At 65.8% G+C, this 17,967-nt stretch carries 20 protein-coding genes; 11 read left to right on the top strand and 9 right to left on the bottom strand.

Annotated elements, in window-relative coordinates:
- Positions 1 to 810, bottom strand: a complete 810-nt coding sequence (locus ACP159_RS21155; protein WP_425101713.1) for an ABC transporter permease — start codon at positions 808 to 810, stop codon at positions 1 to 3.
- Positions 811 to 930: 120 nt separating this feature from the next.
- On the opposite strand from ACP159_RS21155, the gene ACP159_RS21150 reads away from it, so the two are divergent.
- The 4 genes from ACP159_RS21150 (at position 931) to rimO (ending at position 4,802) form a co-directional block, all read left to right on the top strand.
- A complete protein-coding gene (locus tag ACP159_RS21150; protein WP_425101712.1) occupies positions 931 to 1,548 on the top strand; it encodes a GcrA family cell cycle regulator in 618 nt (205 codons plus the stop codon).
- Positions 1,549 to 1,953: 405 nt separating this feature from the next.
- Positions 1,954 to 2,484, top strand: coding sequence for a hypothetical protein (locus ACP159_RS21145; RefSeq protein ID WP_425101711.1), 531 nt, complete (start codon positions 1,954 to 1,956; stop codon positions 2,482 to 2,484).
- Between the two features lie 60 nt (positions 2,485 to 2,544).
- Positions 2,545 to 3,399 carry an alpha/beta fold hydrolase gene (locus tag ACP159_RS21140; RefSeq protein WP_425101710.1) on the top strand — a complete coding sequence of 285 codons (855 nt, stop codon included), beginning with the start codon at positions 2,545 to 2,547 and terminating at the stop codon, positions 3,397 to 3,399.
- A 41-nt stretch (positions 3,400 to 3,440) separates the two neighbouring features.
- Entirely contained in the window at positions 3,441 to 4,802 is a 1,362-nt protein-coding gene (gene rimO / locus ACP159_RS21135) for a 30S ribosomal protein S12 methylthiotransferase RimO (RefSeq protein WP_425101708.1), read from the top strand.
- A gap of 191 nt (positions 4,803 to 4,993) precedes the next feature.
- On the opposite strand, the gene ACP159_RS21130 is transcribed toward rimO, so the two are convergent.
- Both ACP159_RS21130 and ACP159_RS21125 read right to left on the bottom strand, forming a co-directional pair.
- Entirely contained in the window at positions 4,994 to 5,860 is an 867-nt protein-coding gene (locus ACP159_RS21130) for a hypothetical protein (protein ID WP_425101707.1), read from the bottom strand.
- Positions 5,861 to 5,883: 23 nt separating this feature from the next.
- The gene (locus ACP159_RS21125; protein ID WP_425101706.1) at positions 5,884 to 6,342 is read right to left on the bottom strand and encodes a hypothetical protein; all 459 of its coding nucleotides are present in this window, start codon (positions 6,340 to 6,342) and stop codon (positions 5,884 to 5,886) included.
- 252 nt (positions 6,343 to 6,594) lie between these two features.
- Between ACP159_RS21125 and ACP159_RS21120 the strand changes: the two genes are divergently transcribed.
- Both ACP159_RS21120 and ACP159_RS21115 read left to right on the top strand, forming a co-directional pair.
- Positions 6,595 to 7,173, top strand: coding sequence for a thymidine kinase (locus tag ACP159_RS21120; RefSeq protein WP_425101705.1), 579 nt, complete (start codon positions 6,595 to 6,597; stop codon positions 7,171 to 7,173).
- Positions 7,174 to 7,311: 138 nt separating this feature from the next.
- Complete coding sequence (locus ACP159_RS21115; RefSeq protein WP_425101704.1) at positions 7,312 to 9,114, top strand: DUF1963 domain-containing protein; 1,803 nt, start codon at positions 7,312 to 7,314, stop codon at positions 9,112 to 9,114.
- 56 nt (positions 9,115 to 9,170) lie between these two features.
- On the opposite strand, the gene ACP159_RS21110 is transcribed toward ACP159_RS21115, so the two are convergent.
- The 5 genes from ACP159_RS21110 to pcaQ form a co-directional block, all read right to left on the bottom strand.
- Positions 9,171 to 10,289 carry a beta-ketoacyl-ACP synthase III gene (locus tag ACP159_RS21110; protein ID WP_425101703.1) on the bottom strand — a complete coding sequence of 373 codons (1,119 nt, stop codon included), beginning with the start codon at positions 10,287 to 10,289 and terminating at the stop codon, positions 9,171 to 9,173.
- A 64-nt stretch (positions 10,290 to 10,353) separates the two neighbouring features.
- Positions 10,354 to 10,692, bottom strand: coding sequence for a tRNA-binding protein (locus ACP159_RS21105; protein WP_425101702.1), 339 nt, complete (start codon positions 10,690 to 10,692; stop codon positions 10,354 to 10,356).
- Positions 10,685 to 11,500, bottom strand: coding sequence for a pyrroline-5-carboxylate reductase (proC, locus tag ACP159_RS21100; protein WP_425101701.1), 816 nt, complete (start codon positions 11,498 to 11,500; stop codon positions 10,685 to 10,687). Before proC ends, ACP159_RS21105 begins: the two co-directional genes overlap by 8 nt.
- Before the next feature lie 165 nt (positions 11,501 to 11,665).
- Positions 11,666 to 12,166 carry a YbjN domain-containing protein gene (locus ACP159_RS21095; RefSeq protein ID WP_425101700.1) on the bottom strand — a complete coding sequence of 167 codons (501 nt, stop codon included), beginning with the start codon at positions 12,164 to 12,166 and terminating at the stop codon, positions 11,666 to 11,668.
- A gap of 178 nt (positions 12,167 to 12,344) precedes the next feature.
- Positions 12,345 to 13,265 carry a pca operon transcription factor PcaQ gene (pcaQ, locus tag ACP159_RS21090; RefSeq protein WP_425101699.1) on the bottom strand — a complete coding sequence of 307 codons (921 nt, stop codon included), beginning with the start codon at positions 13,263 to 13,265 and terminating at the stop codon, positions 12,345 to 12,347.
- Positions 13,266 to 13,361: 96 nt separating this feature from the next.
- Between pcaQ and pobA the strand changes: the two genes are divergently transcribed.
- The 5 genes from pobA (at position 13,362) to ACP159_RS21065 (ending at position 17,327) form a co-directional block, all read left to right on the top strand.
- On the top strand, positions 13,362 to 14,531 hold the full coding sequence (gene pobA / locus ACP159_RS21085) for a 4-hydroxybenzoate 3-monooxygenase (protein ID WP_425101698.1): 1,170 nt from the start codon (positions 13,362 to 13,364) through the stop codon (positions 14,529 to 14,531).
- 17 nt (positions 14,532 to 14,548) lie between these two features.
- Positions 14,549 to 14,926, top strand: a complete 378-nt coding sequence (gene pcaC / locus ACP159_RS21080; protein WP_425101697.1) for a 4-carboxymuconolactone decarboxylase — start codon at positions 14,549 to 14,551, stop codon at positions 14,924 to 14,926.
- Between the two features lie 58 nt (positions 14,927 to 14,984).
- Complete coding sequence (gene pcaH, locus ACP159_RS21075; RefSeq protein ID WP_425101696.1) at positions 14,985 to 15,713, top strand: protocatechuate 3,4-dioxygenase subunit beta; 729 nt, start codon at positions 14,985 to 14,987, stop codon at positions 15,711 to 15,713.
- Between the two features lie 3 nt (positions 15,714 to 15,716).
- Positions 15,717 to 16,337, top strand: coding sequence for a protocatechuate 3,4-dioxygenase subunit alpha (gene pcaG, locus ACP159_RS21070; protein WP_425101695.1), 621 nt, complete (start codon positions 15,717 to 15,719; stop codon positions 16,335 to 16,337).
- A 159-nt stretch (positions 16,338 to 16,496) separates the two neighbouring features.
- The gene (locus ACP159_RS21065; RefSeq protein WP_425101694.1) at positions 16,497 to 17,327 is read left to right on the top strand and encodes a 3-keto-5-aminohexanoate cleavage protein; all 831 of its coding nucleotides are present in this window, start codon (positions 16,497 to 16,499) and stop codon (positions 17,325 to 17,327) included.
- A gap of 47 nt (positions 17,328 to 17,374) precedes the next feature.
- Here the strand turns inward: ACP159_RS21065 and ACP159_RS21060 are convergent, their stop codons facing one another.
- Entirely contained in the window at positions 17,375 to 17,896 is a 522-nt protein-coding gene (locus ACP159_RS21060; protein ID WP_425101693.1) for a DUF3859 domain-containing protein, read from the bottom strand.
- Between the last annotated feature and the right edge of the window lie 71 nt (positions 17,897 to 17,967).

Here is a 17,967-nt window from a genome sequence, read left to right as displayed (position 1 = left end):
TCACGCCTTGAGCCGATACCCCTTGCGGAACATCGCCCAGGCCAGAAGGCAGACCGCGACGGTTGCACCGAGTGCCACGACGAAGCCGAGCAGCGGATCGCTGTCCGACACGCCGATCACGCCCCAGCGGGCGCCGTCGATCAGGTAGAACACCGGGTTCACATGGGTGATCTGGTAGAGGCCAGGGGGCAGGGCCTCGACGGAGTAGAAGGTGCCGGACAGGAACGCCAGGGGTGTCACGATGAAGTTGGTAATCGCTGCCATCTGGTCGAATTTGTTGGCAAAAATCCCGGCGATCATGCCAAGCGAGGAGAGGAATGCCGCGCCCATCGTGACGAAGACCAGGGTGACGAGCGGATGTGCGGGGACGATGCCGAGGAAGAGCCAGAGGGCGATCAGGATCGCGACCGCGACAAAGAGACCGCGCGCGACACCGCCGGCAAGGTAGCCGAGCACCAGTTCCCCGGCGGAGAGCGGCGGCATGAGGGTGTCCACGATGTTGCCCTGCACCTTCGAGATGACCAGGCTGCTGGACGTGTTGGCAAAGGCGTTCTGGATCACGGTCATCATCAGGATGCCCGGCGCAATGAACGTGCTGAACGGCACACCCATGACCTCCCCTCGTTTGTCCCCGACTGCGATGGTGAAGATCACCATGAACAGCCCGGCGGTCACCAATGGCGCGAGCAGAGTTTGTGTCCACACGTTTGCAAACCGCAAGATCTCGCGTTTTGCCAGCGTGTAGAGGCCAAGCCAGTTCACATGGCCGAAACGGCGGTCTCCGGGGGCGTAGGCGGAAGGCTGTGACATGGGGTCTCCGTGGCTGATTCGGTGCCTTGTATCTTGGCTTGCGATGATTAGAATAGGCCCCTGACCCGGAAACGACAGGCGGCCCGCAACGCGTGCCGCTTTTTCAATAGGAATGTGACGATGTCCTGGACCGATGAACGCGTCGAGCTGCTCAAGAAGATGTGGGGTGAAGGCCAGTCCGCCAGCCAGATCGCCAAGGAGCTGGGCGGTGTGACCCGCAATGCGGTGATCGGCAAGGTCCACCGGCTCGGCCTGTCCAACCGTGCGGGCGGCGCGGCTCCCGCCGCCGCGGCGCCGGAGAAGGTCGAGGTCAAGCCCAAGCCGAAGCCCGAGGTGAAAAAAGTCAAGCCGAAGCAGGATGTTATGGAGGAGGCAGCGGAAGAGGAGGAGGTCGAGGAGACCCGTCCCGAGCCGATGACCACCTCTGCCACCCCGGCCCCGCTGCCCGCCAGCGCACGCAACAAGATCATTCCGGCGGGCCAGCCGCTGCCGCCGCAGCCGTCCGCGAACGAGATCAGCCCGGAGGCGCTCGCCAAGGTCAATGCCATTGAAAAGAAAGCGAAAAAGCTGACCTTGATGGAGCTGACCGAGCGCACCTGCAAGTGGCCGGTGGGCGATCCGGCGACCGAGGACTTCTGGTTTTGCGGCCTGCCGGTGCAGCAAGGCAAACCCTATTGCGAGGCGCATGTGGGCGTGGCGTTCCAGCCGATGTCCTCGCGCCGCGACCGCCGCCGCTGAGCCGGTACAGCGATCGTTGCACCACCGAACAACACGGTTAACGGGCCTCTCGGGGCCCGTTTTATTGTCCAGTGAGCAGATTTTCCGGAGAGTTTGGTACAAAACGCCCTGAGTTTCGTACAGATTGCCCGCCTGCCGGAAAGGCCGGGTTCGGGCGGTTTTCCGGGTTTGGTACAAAAAGGTCCGAGTTTCCTACAGATTGCCCTCCAGGAGCCGGGCGTTCTGCATGATGTCGCGTCAGATTTGGTAAATGGCGTCCGCGTTTGCTGAGACCGGAAGGCCACAGCAGGCGCGAAACTGTCCCAGACAGGCGATACCGGATTCACCTTTTTCGGGTGTGCTGGCACGGTGACGCCAATTGACATCAAGGGAGCCTTGTCCGTGCCGAGTATAAAGACCTGTATCGTGACTGCTGCATTGGCGGTGACAGCGATGGCCGCGCCCGCAAAGGCGGCGCTGGTGGAATGGACGTTGAAGAACGGCGTGTTCGCCGATGGTGGCGTTGCGGTGGGGTCCTTCACCTGGGACAGCGAACTGAACGCCGTTCTGGACTGGGATTTTGCCACCTCGGGCGGCAATACCGGGACTTTTGCGCCGCAAGTCTATGACGACTCGTCGTCCGGGTCCGGGATGCTGATCATTTCAGACGCCCTGTTGTTCTTTCAGGAGCAGGGGCCCGGACTGCCCCGGCGCGACCTGCGGCTCTATGTCGGGGCGGTGGACCTGCTCGATACCCCGGTTGCGCAGTTGTTCCTGGTTGATAGTGTCTGGGCAGTGAACGGGCTGGACGAGGACTTCAACTATCTGCCCTCGCGCCGTCCGGTCGCCTCCGGGACAGCTTGGCTGTCGGCGCTCGCGCCGGTTCCGCTGCCCGCCGGGTTGCCGCTGCTCGCGGGGGCGCTTGGCCTCCTTGCGGTGCTGCGCAGGCGGCGCTGAGCCGGGTTGCCTCCGGACTTCTGCTGCGGCAGACCTTCGGCATGAACGGAGGGTCTGCGTATGGCCGAAGCAGTTGTATACGAAGTGGACGGGCTGCGCTATGCGGGGCTCGCATGGGGGCCGGTGGATGGCGTGCCGGTGCTGGCGCTGCATGGCTGGATGGATCATGCGGAGAGCTTTGCCGAACTGGCGCCGAGGCTGGACGGCTGCCGGGTGATGGCGCTCGATCTGAGCGGGCAGGGGCAGAGTGGACATCGCGCCGCCCATGCGACGTACAATCTGTGGGATGACTTGCCGCAGCTGGTGGCGGTGCTGGATGCTCTGGGTTGGGACACGGTCGTGCTTATGGGACATTCGCGCGGCGCGAATATCGCGGCGCTGCTGGCGGCGACGGTGCCGGAGCGGGTGTCTGGGCTGGTCGCGCTGGACAGCCTGGTGCCGGAGCCGACGGAGGTGGATGTGGTCACGACGCTGCGCGCCTTCGTGTTGGATACACGCAAGGTGCTGGGACGCGGGCAACGGCGGTTCGATTCCGTTGCGGCCTATGCCGAGCGGCGGCAGGCGCAGGGCAATTCCGGGCCGGTGGCGGCGGCGCTGGCCCCCCGGGCGCTCAGGGATGTGGCAAGCGGCGTGGAGATGACGGCGGACAACCGCATGTTCGCTTCCTCGGCGATGAAGCTGAAGGCGGAGGACGTGCGGGCGGTGCTGGCGGCGATCCGCTGCCCGGTGCTGAACGTCTGGGCCTCCGAGGGGATCATTGCGCGGCCCCGTTTGGCGGCGGCGGTGGCGGACGCACCCGCATTGATCGCGGATTATACGGCGGTGACGGTCACGGGGGATCATCATCTCCAGATGGAACCGGGCGCGTCGGCGGAGATCGCGGCGTTGGTGAACGGCTTCGTCGCCCGGCTCTGAGGGGCCTTTTCCGGGCGTGTCAGGTGGCGTATAGGCGGGGGATGCAGAATCCCCCCGATCTTCGCCCCGACCTCGCGCGTGCGCGCATCACCGAGACCCGCCGCGATGGCCAGCCGACCATCGGCATGGTTTCGCTTGGCTGTCCGAAGGCGCTGGTGGATTCCGAACGCATCCTGACGCGGCTCAGAGCCGAGGGCTACGGGATCAGCGCCGATTACAGCGGCGCCGATGCGGTGATCGTGAACACCTGTGGTTTCCTCGACAGCGCCAAGGCGGAGAGTCTGGAGGCCATCGGCGAGGCGCTGCACGAGAACGGCCGGGTGATCGTGACCGGATGCCTGGGCGCGGAACCGGAGTACATCACCGGGGCGCATCCGAAGGTGCTGGCCGTCACCGGCCCGCATCAGTACGAGCAGGTGCTGGACGCCGTGCACCGGGCGGTGCCGCCGTCGCCCGATCCCTTCGTGGACCTGCTGCCGGCAACCGGGGTGAGCCTGACGCCCCGGCATTACAGCTATCTGAAGATTTCCGAGGGCTGTAACCACAAGTGCAAGTTCTGCATCATCCCGGACATGCGGGGACGGCTGGTGTCGCGTCCGCAAAAGGCGGTTTTGCGCGAGGCGGAGAAGCTGGTGGAGGCGGGAGTGCGCGAGTTGCTTGTCATCTCGCAGGACACAAGCGCCTATGGCACGGACTGGAAGGAGCGGGACGAGAAGTTCCCGTTCGTCTCGCTGGCGCGGGAGTTGGGCGCGCTCGGGGCGTGGGTGCGGATGCATTACGTCTACCCCTATCCGCATGTGCGCGAGGTGGTGCCGCTGATGGCGGAGGGCAAGATCCTGCCCTACCTCGACATTCCCTTCCAGCACAGCCACCCGGATACGCTCAAACGCATGGCCCGGCCCGCCGCTGCCGAACGCACGCTGGACGAGATTGCCGCCTGGCGCGCGACCTGCCCGGACATCACCCTGCGCTCGACCTTCATCGTCGGCTATCCCGGCGAGACAGAGGCGGAGTTCCAGCACCTGCTCGACTGGATGGACGATGCGCAACTCGACCGGGTCGGCTGCTTCAAGTACGAGAACGTCTATGGCGCCCGCTCCAACGCGCTGCCGGACCATGTGCCGGAAGAGCTGAAGCAGGAGCGTTGGGACCGCTTCATGGAAAAGGCGCAGGCCATTTCGGAGGCGAAACTGGCGGCGAAAGTCGGCAGCGTGATCGAGGTCATCGTCGATGACGTGGACGAGGACGGCATCGCCACCTGCCGCACGAAGGCGGATGCGCCGGAGATCGACGGCAACCTGTTCATCGACGAGGGCGCGGACGGGTTGAATCCGGGCGACATCGTCACGGTGGAGGTGGACGAGGCCGGGGAGTACGATCTCTGGGGGCAACTCAGGACCTGACAGTCCTCGCCCCACACCGCGGCGCGAGACCGTGAACACCGTCCCCTGTTTCTTCTCTTAGGCAAATACTCGGGGAGTCGCCGCAGGCGACGGGGCAAAGCCCCGACACAAAATTTTGTTCCGGCAAAATTTTCCCCGCGCCAAATGTGCGCCGGTCGATCCGCGCAGCGGGGCGAAACCCCTCCTTGCGATCAGCGAACCGCCGCATCCCCGGTGGCAAACCGGGTGAAGGCCGCCAGCAGCCGCTCCAGTTGCTCCGGTGTACGTTGCGCCAGACAGAGCCTGCCGATCTGCGCCACGAGGGGCAGCCGGGCCTCCGCCGGAGCCTCGCGCAGCAGGTCCAGCAATTCCGAGAGGGCCGCGGCGCGGAAGAATTCGCGGTCGGCGAGGGGGATGGCCTGCGCGTCCTCGCGTTTCGCGGGCTTGCACTCGGACGGTCGCAGGGTCAGCCCATGGTGCAGGGCCTTGCGACAGGCCAGCGTCAGGACAGTCAGGCGCTCGACATCGTCCTCCCTCACAGCGGCGGCAGCGGCAAGGCCGCAGCAGCGGGCATAGTTGGCGCAGGTGCGGTAGAAGAACGCGGGCAGCGAGTCGGGCCGGTCGGGCAGCGTCAATGGCACGTCCGCAGCCAGCGCCCGGGCGGCGTCGAAGTCCCCGAGCATCAACGCCGCGTTGAGCGAGACGAACTGCGCCGAGCAAGTCAGGTGCCAGAGGTTCTCACGCATCGGCGCGGTCTTCGACGCGGTCGGGATGCGGGCGCGGGTGGCGGCGAGCTCCGGCATCAGGGCCGCGAGGCCGGCAAGGTCGCCGCGCTCCATCAGCTTGTGCGTCATGGCCACGCGGGCGTTGACCTGCACGCCGAGGCTCAGGTCGTCCCGCGCCGCGATCAGCCGGAAGCGGGTGATCTGGTCGGCCAGATCCTCCGGACGGGCGCTGGTGCGGAAGAGTTGCTCTTCCGCCCAGGCCTGCGCCGCCTTCGCGGGCAGAGCCGGAAAGACGGTCGCGAACTCCCCGGCGGGCACCGGGTCCGGCTTGGCCTTGAAGAATCGCGACAGCATCGCCCCAGTCTCCCGCCGACCCGTCAAGCCTGCTCTTCTTCGAGGTGGATCTTGATGTCGATCAGCACCTTCTGGATGGCGAGGGTCTCGTTCAGCATGCGCTTCGCCTCGTTGGCGGTGATGACACCGTCCGCGATGCTCTGCTGGTATTCGGCCATCAGCATGGCAAAGCGCTGCGACAGGGCGATGACGTCGGAATTGACCCCACCTTTGCGGCGGTCGTTGCGGCGCTCTGCGTCGAAGGTCAGGGTGATGCCCTTGAGCTCGGCCAGGGCGGCGGTGACATGCGGGTAGGACGAAGCTTCCTCGAGCGCGGCCACCGCGTCGATGGGCATGAAGCGTTCTTCGTGCTCGTCATGTTCGGAGTAATACCGTCCGATGGTGGCTTTCGATTTGCCGGTGAGCGCACAGGCCGCTTCGACGCCGACGTCCTTGACCAAAGCTTCGGTGTGCTTCTTCAGAAACCGTCCCAGATTGTTCATGAGTCACCCTTCCTGGCCCGGTGTGAGCGCACCGGCGAGGTCTTTTGTTTTTCCGTGCTGCATCATGCCCGAGACCGTCATGCCTTCACAAGCCTCCGGGCACGCAGCCACACCCGGCCCTGGCCGAGTGTGGCTTTCCCGGTGCTGGCGTCCTCCCCCACCCCAACCCTCCCCTCTGGGGAGGGTTGGGGTGGGGGAGGGTCGGTAAGGGGCCGCTTGCCAAGCGGGCGGCAGGCGGGCACATAGCCGGACATGGCCAAGCTGCATTTCCATTACTCAACCATGAACGCCGGCAAGAGCACGCTGCTTTTGCAGGCCGCGCACAACTACAACGAGCGGGGGATGCAGACCTATCTGCTGACCGCGGCTGTCGATAATCGCGCGGGCGAAGGCACGATCGGGTCGCGCATCGGTCTCGGGCGGCCTGCGGCGACCTTCGGGCCGGACGAGGACCTGTTTGCCAAGATTGCGGCGCGTCTGGCGCAGGGGGCTGTGGCCTGCATCTTCGTCGACGAGGCGCAGTTCCTGAGCCGTGCACAGGTCTGGCAGCTTGCCCGTGTGGTGGACGACCTCGGCGTGCCGGTCATGGCCTATGGTCTGCGGGTGGACTTTCGCGGCGAGTTGTTTCCGGGTTCTGCCGCGCTTCTGGCGCTGGCGGACGAGATGCGCGAGGTCCGCACCATCTGCCATTGTGGCCGCAAGGCGACCATGGTGATCCGACAGGGCCCGGATGGCGACGTGCTGAAGGACGGCGCGCAGGTCCAGATCGGCGGAAACGAGACCTACGTCAGCCTGTGCCGGAAGCATTGGCGCGAGGCTGTCGGGGACTGACAGGCCCGTCATTGCAGCCTGTGGCTGTGTTGTCCACAGGTCTCTCGCCCAAATTTCCCTTTTGGTGCCCCAGCCGTTCCATGATTTCGCCGCAACTATCGGGCCTTTTGCACGCCATAGGTGAGAGGATGGGAAACAATGGTGTATGCAGCACGGTCTGTATTCCTGGTGGGGACCGGGATACTCATTTTTGGTACGATCTGGGCCGCGGCGATCTGGAAGAACGTGATCTTCCTGCTTCCGCCGTTCTGGGATCAGCCGTTTACGGCGATTGCGCTGATGGCGTTGGGTGGCGGGTTGAGCGTCCTTGGCAAGCGCATGGGCGGCGACGTTTTCGACGACGCGGAGCCGATCACGGAATATGGCGCCAACGCGGCGGGGATCGCGTCTTTCCTGCAGGACCGCATGCGTGCGTTCAAGCGCGGGCGGGCGACGCCCGTGTCCGGCGCTGCGCCACACAGGGACACGAAGATGCATGCCTACAGCGAGATGCTGCAGGAAGCGCCAGACTCCGCATTCGAGACCGAGGCACCCGGTGAGTCGCAGGCCCCGGCGTCGCCGGTCCGGAACACGGGACGCAAGCCCGCGTCCGGGCGTGACGCGCAGGAGGTGCTGATCGCGCCCGAGCAGCGCGCCGAGGTGATCGCACAGTTGCTGGCGGGGGGCGTCAAGGCTGCGGAACGGTTCATGGCACGCAATGCCGGCGGTGCTTCCGACCCGGTCGAGATGCCAAAGCAGCACGTCGCGTCACGGCAGGCGCCCGAAGCCACCCCGGAGACCGACGCGCCGGGCAAGGCGGTCGACTTCCGCACCGGGCGGCTGCGTCTCGAGATTCGTTTCCCGCAGGAGCCGACGGACAGCTGGATTGGCGGCGGGCCTTCTCTGCCCGAGGGCATGGACTGGCCCCGGATCGGGGACAAGCCCGCGAGCTTCTATGCGCAGATCGCGCTGACGGACCTGCCGGGGACCCTTTGGGGCGGGCTTGGTCCGCGCAGCGGCTGGCTGGTGATCTTCGCCGCGGACGATCCTTCGGCGGAGGTGGTCGTGCTGCACACGCAGGAGCGTGGCACGGTGCGGTCCCTGCCGGAGGGCGCGGACTACTACTTCCCGTTCGAATCCGGCGAGGAGGCCCTCGCCGAGCTGATCGGACCGGAGGCCCTGTGTCCGCCGCGCTGGTATCTGACGGCTGTGACCGACGACAGCGACGACCGGCCCGAACTTGGCGCGGTCTCGCCTTTCGCGGCGCTGCTCGAGAAGCCGACGATGACCGATCCGGGTTTCCTGCCCTTCGATTGGGTGACCATGGTGGCGCTGCTCGATGCGGCGGACCGGATGATGCTGCGGCTGATCGAGCGGGGCCGTGTCGGAGCGGAGGGCGATGCCGGGAAGGCCGCGATCGTGGACGGGATGACCGCGACGCTGGAGCGGCTGCGCCGTTTGTCGGAGAAGGTCGAAGCCCGCGCCGAGGTCGCCCCGTTCAGCGAACGCGATTGTGCCAAGGTGATCGGTGCGCTGGCGAAGCTGACCAACGAAGGCTGGATGAGTGCGAAGTCCCGCGCCGAGGGCCGCAAGCCACTGAGCCTGCTGCAATTCCCCGGCTACAAGAGCTATCGCAAGCTCTACGAGGCGCAGGCGCGGCGGGTGTATGCCGCCGATCCGGCGGCGTTGCCGGAGGCGACACTGACGCGTCTTGTTCCGGTCTGGGAAGCCTTCGCGGCGCAGGAGGTGCTGTATCTCGGCAATGGCGCGGCGGACGCGGCGGACGGACGGTTGCCCGCCGATGCACCCTGCCTGCTGCTGATGCCGCCGAGTGCCCTCGCGGGCTGGCAGATCGGCGATGTCTCGCGTTGGGCGGTTCAGATCGCGCCGCGCGATCTCGCGCTGGGCCGGTTCGGGCAGGCGTTCTCGTCGAACAGCCATGGCGGTACGTTCGCGGGCTGAACGGGCGGAGCCTCTGGAGAGGGCCGGCTGTCGGGGGCGGTGGCCGAACGCGCCGGCTACTGCCGCTCCACCAGCACGGACCCCACCGAGTACCCGGCGCCGAAGGAGCAGATCACGCCCTTGTCACCCGCCGCCATGTCGCCGGAATGCAGGGAAAAGGCGATGATCGACCCGGCGGAGGAGGTGTTGGCGTAATCCTGCAGAATGTTCGGTTGCTCGCCGGGGTCCGGTGTGCGGCCGAGCACCTTCTTTCCGATGAAATCGTTCATCGTCTTGTTCGCCTGATGCAGCCAGAGACGCTTGAGATCCTCCGCGCCCCAACCTTCCGCCTGCAAGTGAGCGGCGATATGGGCGGACACCAACGGCAGCACCTCCTTGAAGACCTTGCGCCCGTTCTGCATGAACTGCATGTCGCGGCGGTCCTCCATCTGGTCATGCGTGCGGCGCAGGAAGCCGTTGTTGTTGCGGATGTTGTTGGAGAACTGCGTGGCGCAGCGGGTGGAGACGATGTCGAAGCGCGGGCCTTGCGCCGCCTCGGCAGGCTCGATCAGCACCGCTGTCGCCACATCGCCGAAGATGAAGTGACAGTCGCGGTCGCGCCATTCGAGGTGGCCGGAGCATATTTCCGGGCAGATCACCAGCGCCGCCTTTGCGCTGCCCGCGCGGATCATGTCGGAGGCGGCCTGGATGCCGAAGGTGGCGGATGAGCAGGCGACGTTCATGTCGAAGGCAAAGCCGCCTGCGCCAAGGAGCTGCTGGATCTCGATGGCGATGGCGGGATAGGCGCGTTCGTGGTTGGAGGCGGCGCAGATCACAAGGTCCACATCCGCGCCTGTCCGCCCCGCCATGGCCAGGGCCTTTTGCGCGGCGTCGAGGCCCATTTCGGCCATGATGCCGGGGGCCTCGTCGGGGCGGGCGGGCAGGCGCGGATACATGCGGGCGGGATCGAGTACGCCGTCCTTGTCCATGACGAAACGCTGCTCGATACCGGAGGCGTTCACGATGAACTCGGAGGAGGAGGGGCCTTTCGGCTCGGCCGTGCCCGCGGCGATCTCTGCCGCATGTTCGGCGTTCCAGCGTTCCGCATAGGCGTTGAAGGCGACGACAAGCTCGTCGTTGGTGATGACCTCCGGCGGGGTGAAGACCCCGTGTCCGGTGATGGCGGGCTGTGGCATGGCGGCTCCTCCTCGGGTGTTCAGGTGACCCAAGGCGAGTGCGAAGGTCAAGGGGACCCTCGGGTCAGTGCATGCGCCCGCCGTTCGGGACGGGCTGATCGGGGCCGATCAGGACCACCGCGCCGCCGTCGTCCATCGCGCCGAGCACCAGAACTTCGGACATCACCGGCCCGATCTGGCGCGGCGGGAAATTGACGACCGCCATGACCTGTTTGCCGAAAAGGGCCTCGGGCGTGTAGTGAACGGTGATCTGTGCGGAGGATTTCTTCTCCCCGATCTCCGGGCCGAAGTCGATCCAGAGCTTGATGGCGGGTTTGCGGGCCTCGGGGAAAGGTTCGGCGCGGGTGACGGTGCCGACGCGGATATCGACCTTGAGGAAGTCGTCATAGGTGATCTCAGCCATTGGCAAGCTCCTTCGAGCGGTTGGTGGCGGCGGCGACGGTCTGCGCGATCAGCGGCGGCAGGCCGGTGGTCTCGTCCATGAGGACCGCGAGACCGGCCTGCGTGGTGCCGTTCGGCGAGGTGACGTTGACGCGCAATTGCGCGGGGTCTTCCTCCGCCTGCATCGCCAGAGCGCCGGCGCCCGCGACGGTGGCCTTGGCCAGTTGCATGGCGAGGTCCGGCGCGAGCCCCTGCGCCTCGCCCGCCTTCGCCATGCATTCGATCATGTGAAAGACATAGGCCGGACCGGAGCCGGAGAGGCCGGTGACCGCATCCATCTGGTGCTCGCCGTCGAGCCGGACCACGCCGCCGATGGCGGTGAGCAGGGCTTCGGTCAGGTCGAGCTGGTCGGCGCTCGTGCGGGCATTGCCGCAGATCGCCGTGATGCCCTGCCCCACGGCGGCGGGCGTGTTTGGCATGGAGCGCACGATGGGGGTTTCGGAGCCGAGAGCGGCTTCCAGCGTCGCAATCGTCGTCCCGGCAGCGATCGAGACGAACAGCGTATCGCCATTGCCAAGCGCCGCCAGCACCGGCAGCGCGTCGCCCATCATCTGCGGCTTCACGGCCAGCAGCACCACGGCGGGCGCGTCCGGCACGCCGTCGTTGACGTGCACACCCTGCGCCAGAACCCAGTCGCTCGGTTTCGGGTCGAGCACCCAGACCGATGCCGGGGGCAGCCCCCGCGCCAGCCATCCGGCCAGCATCGCCGATCCCATCTTGCCGCAGCCCAGCAGCACGAGGCCCTGTCCGGCCACCAAACCTTGTTGCATCGCATCGTCCTTTCCCAAGTCGCGCGCAGGCTACCCATGCAAAAAGAGCGCCGCAAGCATTCGGCGCTCCCTGTGCTTCGCTGGTCCCAAAATACCTCCGGGGGTCCCGAAGGGACGGGGCGGAGCCCCAATTGAAAATTTTGTCCCGGCAAAATTTTCCCGCCGTCAAGCGCGGCCGTAGGCCTCCGCGATGGCCACCTGCAAGGACTCATGGGCGGTCCGGTCGGTCCAGCTCATCAGCTGGAAGGCCGGGTAATAGCGCTCGGCGGACATCACGGCGGCGGTGATCAGGGTGTCGATCTGCTCGGCCGAGGCGATCTGCCCACCCGCCAGCACAAGCCCGTACTTGTAGACCATCAGCTGCTGGTCGGCCCAGTAGCTGAAGGCCCCGGCCCAGCATTGGTCGTTCACCAGGTTGAGCCCTTCGTAGAGGGTTCCGAACCGCTCCTGCGGCGGCTCGAACTCGAAGGTGCAGATCAGCCGGAGGGTTTCGTCATAGTGCGACCAGGCGAGGGTGATCGAGTAGGTGCGCCACTGGCCCTCGAGCGCCATGGCGATCTGGTCGTCGGCGATGCGGTCGAAATCCCAATCGTTGTGGGCCGCAATTGTCTCGACGATGTCGATCGGATGAATCTCGTCGTTCAGGTCATGCTCGGACAGGGCCATGTCGCCACCTCTTTGTGATTGTGTGCCGGGGTGAAGACGCCCCAAGCACTCGCTGCCTGCTCAAGGGGCTGGGGCCGTTTCCAGCACCCTTACCAGATATGGTGCAGGCCCGGAGTCGCTGTGTAAAGTGATATTTTGGGGATAACCCCATTAACTTGTGGATGACGCCGCATGGCACTCAGGATGTAGGCAGCAGGTCTGCGGCCTGGGTGAGTGCGCGGGTGAACAGCGTCTGACTGCGCGAGGGGGTGCTGTCCGGCCGGGTCATCAGGCCCACGGGGCCCGCAGTCAGCGTCAGGTCGAGCGGCAGGAGGGCCAGGCGGCCGTCGGCGACGTCCTGCGCCACCACGCCTTCGGAGATGAACCAGAGCGCCTCCGAGCCGGGAACGAAATTGCGTCCGAACGCGCCGGAGACGCAGTCCATGCGGTTCGCAAACTCAGGCAGCCCCTGCGCCAGCCGCCAGCGGTCGAGCAGCGGGCGGATTGCCGCGCCCTCGGGCGGGTAGAGCACGGGCCAGCCCAGCAGCGCGTCGGGCGCAGGCGCGGTGGCGGCGCGGAGCGGGTGGGACGGGTCGCAGCAGCAGACCACCCGTTCCTGATAAAGCTGGGTGAATGACAACCCCTGCATCATTTCCGGCGCACCCATGCGCCCGATGACCATGTCGAGCGCGCCGCTGCGCAGGTCATTGGTCAGCGCCCCATGCGCCCCGTCGCGCAGCACGAGGCGGGTGTCCGGGGCCATGCGGTGGAACAGCGCCACCGCCTTCGGCATCAGCCGCGCGGCGACGGAGGGCAGGGAGCCGACCTTGATCCGCTCTACCCCGCCGGTGCGGATCGCGGTGACGCCATCGACGCCGCGGCGCAGGGCGGCGAGGCTTTGCGTGGCGAATTCGAGAAAGACCTCACCTTCGGGCGTCAGGGCAGTGCCGGAGCGGTCGCGCTCCATCAGCCGCGCCCCGAGCACGTCCTCCAGCTCCTTGAGCGTCTTCGACAGCGCGGGCTGCGTCAGGTTGAGTGCCTCACAGGCGGCCTTGAGCTGGCCGTGGCGAGCAATGGTGGTGAAGGCCTCGATGTGGCGGAGCTTGATGCGGCTGTGCATTTTGTTATCATTTTGGTTAAGTAAAAAGGCGACAATGCCATTTTACATCGCCATACGGTTCAGTGTCTACTCCGGACAAGCCAGAGGAGGAGACTCATGCGTACACAGGTTTGTATCATCGGCGGCGGCCCGTCGGGCCTGCTGCTCAGCCAGCTTCTGCAACGCAAGGGCATCGACACTGTTGTTCTGGAACGGAAAACCAAGGACTACGTCCTGAGCCGCATCCGGGCGGGCATCCTCGAGACCGGCATGGTCGACCTGATGCGCGAGGCCGGGGTCGCGGAGCGGCTGGACAAGGAGTGCTTTGTCCACGACGGCACGGTGATTTCCTACGGGGATGAGCATTTCGGCATCAATTTCAAGGATCTGGTGGACCGGACCGTGGTGGTCTATGGCCAGACCGAGGTGACGCGGGATCTTTACGCGGCGCGGGAGGCGATGGACGGCAAGATCGTCTACAACGTCGATGGCGTCGTGATCCACGGCGCGGACAGCGATGCGCCCTATGTGACCTACACGGTGGATGGCACCGAACACCGCATTGACTGTGAATTCGTGGCGGGCTGTGACGGTTTCCACGGCGTGAGCCGTCAGACTATCCCGCTGACCGTGCGGCGGGAATACGAGAAGCTGTACCCCTTCGGCTGGCTCGGCATCCTGTCGGAGACGCCGCCGGTGCATGAGGAGCTGATCTACGCCAGCTCCGAGCGCGGTTTCGCGCTTTGCTCGATGCGGAACGAGAACCTGAGCCGCTACTATATCCAGTGTTCCCTGTCGGATCACCCGGGCGACTGGACGGACGCGGCGTTCTGGGAGGAACTCAAGCGCCGTATCCCGACCGAGGCGGCGGAAAAGCTCGTAACCGGCCCGTCGATCGAGAAGAGCATCGCGCCGCTGCGCTCGTTTGTGACCGAGCCGATGCGCTGGGGTCGGCTGTTCCTGTGTGGCGACGCGGCGCACATCGTGCCGCCGACGGGCGCAAAGGGGCTGAACACCGCGGCGAGCGACATTCATTACCTGTATCACGGCATGGTCGCGCATTATCTGGACGGCGACAGCGAGGGGCTGGACCGCTATTCCGAAAAGGCGCTGGCGCGGGTGTGGAAGGCGGAGCGCTTCAGTTGGTGGATGACCTCGCTGCTGCACCGCTTCCCGGACCAGTCCGAGTTCGACCTGAAGATGCAGCAGGCGGAGATCGCCTTCCTGCGCACGAACCACGCCGCACAGGTGGCGATGGCCGAGAACTACGTCGGCCTGCCGTATTGATCCCCGGAGACAAGACGATGACCAACCGATACGACACCGGCATGACCGTCCGCCGTCAGGTTCTGGGCGACGCCCATGTGGACCGCGCCGAGGCGGCGAAGACGCCGCTCGACGTGCCGTTCCAGGAGATGATCACGGAGACCGCCTGGGGCAATCTCTGGGCCAACGACAGGATCAGCCGCCGCGAGCGCTCGATGCTCACGCTGGCCCTGCTCGCCGCCTGCGGCAACTTCGAGGAAATCCCCATGCACATCCGCGCCGCCACCCGCACCGGGGCTTCGCGGGAAGACATCATGGAAGCCTTCCAGCACGTCGCCATTTACGCGGGCGTGCCGAAGGCCAATCATGCGATCAAGCTGGCCAAGCAGACCTGGGCCGAGCTGGACGCTCAATAAACCAATGACACCGCCGGAAACGCGCAAATATTCCGGACCCCGAGGAGGAGAGACCTTCATGTCTATACCCGCAGAATACTACCAGCGTGACCGCGAATGGCATCCGCCCGCCTACACGCACGACTACAAGACCTCGGTGGCGCGCTCGCCGCGCTATTCGCTTATCAGCCTCGAAAACACGGTGTCGGAGATCACCGGCCCGCGTTTTGGGCACGGCGACATCGACCCGATGGACAAGGACATGATCTACAACTACGCCAAGCCGGGCGAGAGCGCGATCGGCGAGCGGATCATCCTGCACGGGCGGGTTCTGGACGAGAACGGCCGCCCGGTGCCGAACACGCTGGTCGAGGCCTGGCAGGCCAACGCCGGCGGGCGGTATCGCCACAAGAAGGACACCTACCTCGCGCCGATCGACCCGAATTTCGGCGGCTGCGGCCGGACGCTGACGGATGAGAACGGCTACTATTTCTTCCGCACCGTGAAGCCCGGCGCCTACCCGTGGCGCAACTGGGTCAACAACTGGCGCCCGGCGCATATCCACCTGTCGATCTTCGGCAGCGCCTTCGTGCAACGGCTGATCACCCAGTGCTATTTCGAGGGTGACCCGCTGATCGACAAGTGCCCCATCGTCAAGACGATCCCGACACAGGAAGGCATCGACAGCCTTGTGGCGGCACTCGACCTCAATGCCACGATTCCGCTCGACACCATCGCCTACAAGTTCGACATCGTGCTGCGCGGACGCCGCTCGACGCTGTTCGAGAACCGTCTGGAAGGAAACTGACCCATGGTGCAATCGCTGAATTACCTCAAGGAAACCCCTTCCCAGACCGCTGGCCCCTACGTTCACATCGGCCTTGCACCCGGCGCGGCGGGCTTCGACATCTACAAGCAGGAGCTGGGCTGGGACATCGCCGGACCCAACGCCGCGGGTGAGCGTATCCGCATCGAGGGGCTGGTCATCGACGGCACCGGCTCGCCGGTGAAGGATGTGCTTCTGGAAGCCTGGCAGGCCAACGCGGCCGGTGTCTATGCGCATCCCGAAAGCAAAGGCGACGTGGAAGACGGCTTCCGTGGCTGGGGCCGCGTCATCACCGATTTCGACACCGGCGAATGGGGGTTCGACACCATCAAGCCGGGTCGCGTTCCCGGCCGCAACGGCACCACGCAGGCGCCGCACATCAACCTGTGGATCGTCGCTCGCGGCATCAATGTCGGCCTGAACACCCGGCTCTACTTCGAGGACGAGGCGGAGGCGAACGCCAAGGACCCGGTCATCAATACCATCGAATGGGAAAAGCGCCGCGCCACCTTGATCGCGACGCGCGGAGAGCGGGACGGCAAGCCGATCTACCGTTTCGACATCCACCTGCAAGGCGAAGACGAGACGGTGTTCTTCGACCTCTGACCCCATGTCTCACGCAGGGGCGGCCACGCGTTGCCCCTGTTTCTCTTCTTTCCAGATACGCGAACCTGCGGGGCCGGAGCCTCTGGCGCGCGGTCTGCCCCCTTGAACCCGACCTCCCGTCGCGCCAAAGTCCGCGCGACAAGCGAAGGAGCCTGCCTCATGTCCAAACCCTGCATCATCTGCGTTGCCATCACCGGCTCCGTGCCGCGCACGTCCGACAACCCGGCGGTGCCAGTCACCATCGAGCAGCAGATCGAGAGCACGCAGGCGGCTTTCGAGGCCGGGGCAAGCATCGTGCACGCACATGTGCGCGACGAGAACGAGAACCCGACATCCGATCCGGAGCGGTTTGCGCGTTTGGTCGAGGGGCTGAAGAAACACTGCCCCGGCATGATCATCCAGCTGTCCACCGGCGGGCGATCCGGCGCGGGGCAGGCGCGGGGCGGGATGCTGCCCCTGGCGCCGGACATGGCCTCGCTTTCGGTGGGGTCGAACAACTTCCCGACGCGGGTCTACGAGAATCCGCCCGATCTGGTGGACTGGCTGGCCTCCGAGATGCGCACCTATGCCGTCAAGCCGGAGATCGAGGCGTTCGACCTGTCGCATATCTTCAAGGCGGCCGAGATGAACCGGGACGGGCGCATTCCGGGCAAACTCTATGTGCAGTTCGTCATGGGTGTGAAGAACGCCATGCCCTGCGACCGGGAGGTCTTCGACTACTACATCAAGACCGTACAAAGGCTCGCGCCGGAGGCGGAGTGGTGTGCGGCGGGCATCGGGCGGCACCAGGTCGAGGTCAACGAATGGTGCATCGCCTCGGGCGGCCATACGCGGACGGGACTGGAGGACAACGTCCGCTGGGACAAGACCACGCTCGCGCCATCCAACGCGGCGCTGGTGAAGCGGGCGGTGGATCTGTGCGACAAATACGAGCGCCCCGTGGCGACCTGGCAGCAGGCGCGGGAGATACTCGGACTGCGCGCGGCGTGACGGCGCCGGGGTGCGGGGCATAGCCCCGCCCTACGCCCTGTCCCGCTTCAGGACATCGGCACGGGGTCGAAACAGGCCTTCTGCACCTGCGGCACCGAACCGGCGGGGAGCACTTCGAAACTCTGTTCAAGGTGCTTGCCGCGGTCGTCGATGACGGTGAAGGTCCAGGTGCCCTGAACCATCTCGTAATCCTTCTCGAAGGTGAACAGGTTGAGGTTCGCCATACCCGGCACCAGCGGCGCGCTCCAGCTTTCCGTGGTCACGCCACGCGGCCCCATCGGGCCATGGGTGACAGTCATGCGGGTGCCGGTGCTGGTCTCGCCCTCTGGCAGCAGCACCCGGACACCGAAACTCAGGCCAAGGTGGGCCGGGACGCCGGAGGTGTACACGTCGAAGGTGCGGGTCTGGTCGATGCTGTTGATCACGCCGCTCTCGGTCAGCGGGGCTGCGCGAGGCTCTCCGATCTCGATGTCGCAGATCACGCCGAAGTCGACCAGCTCGATGGCGGCGGCGGGGGAGGCGAGGAGGAGCAGGGCGGTGGCAAGACGGATCATGGCTTTGGGTACCATGCCGGGCGGACAGGGGGGAGTGACATTCGGACATTCGGCAAGGGCGTGCCGAAGTCTTTGAAAGACTTCGG

It is taken from the genome of Tropicibacter sp. S64 (genome assembly GCF_049803835.1).
Lineage (GTDB): Bacteria > Pseudomonadota > Alphaproteobacteria > Rhodobacterales > Rhodobacteraceae > Pacificoceanicola.
The sequence above is the reverse complement of the archived record's forward strand: the minus strand, read 5'-3'. Positions and strand labels throughout refer to the sequence as shown.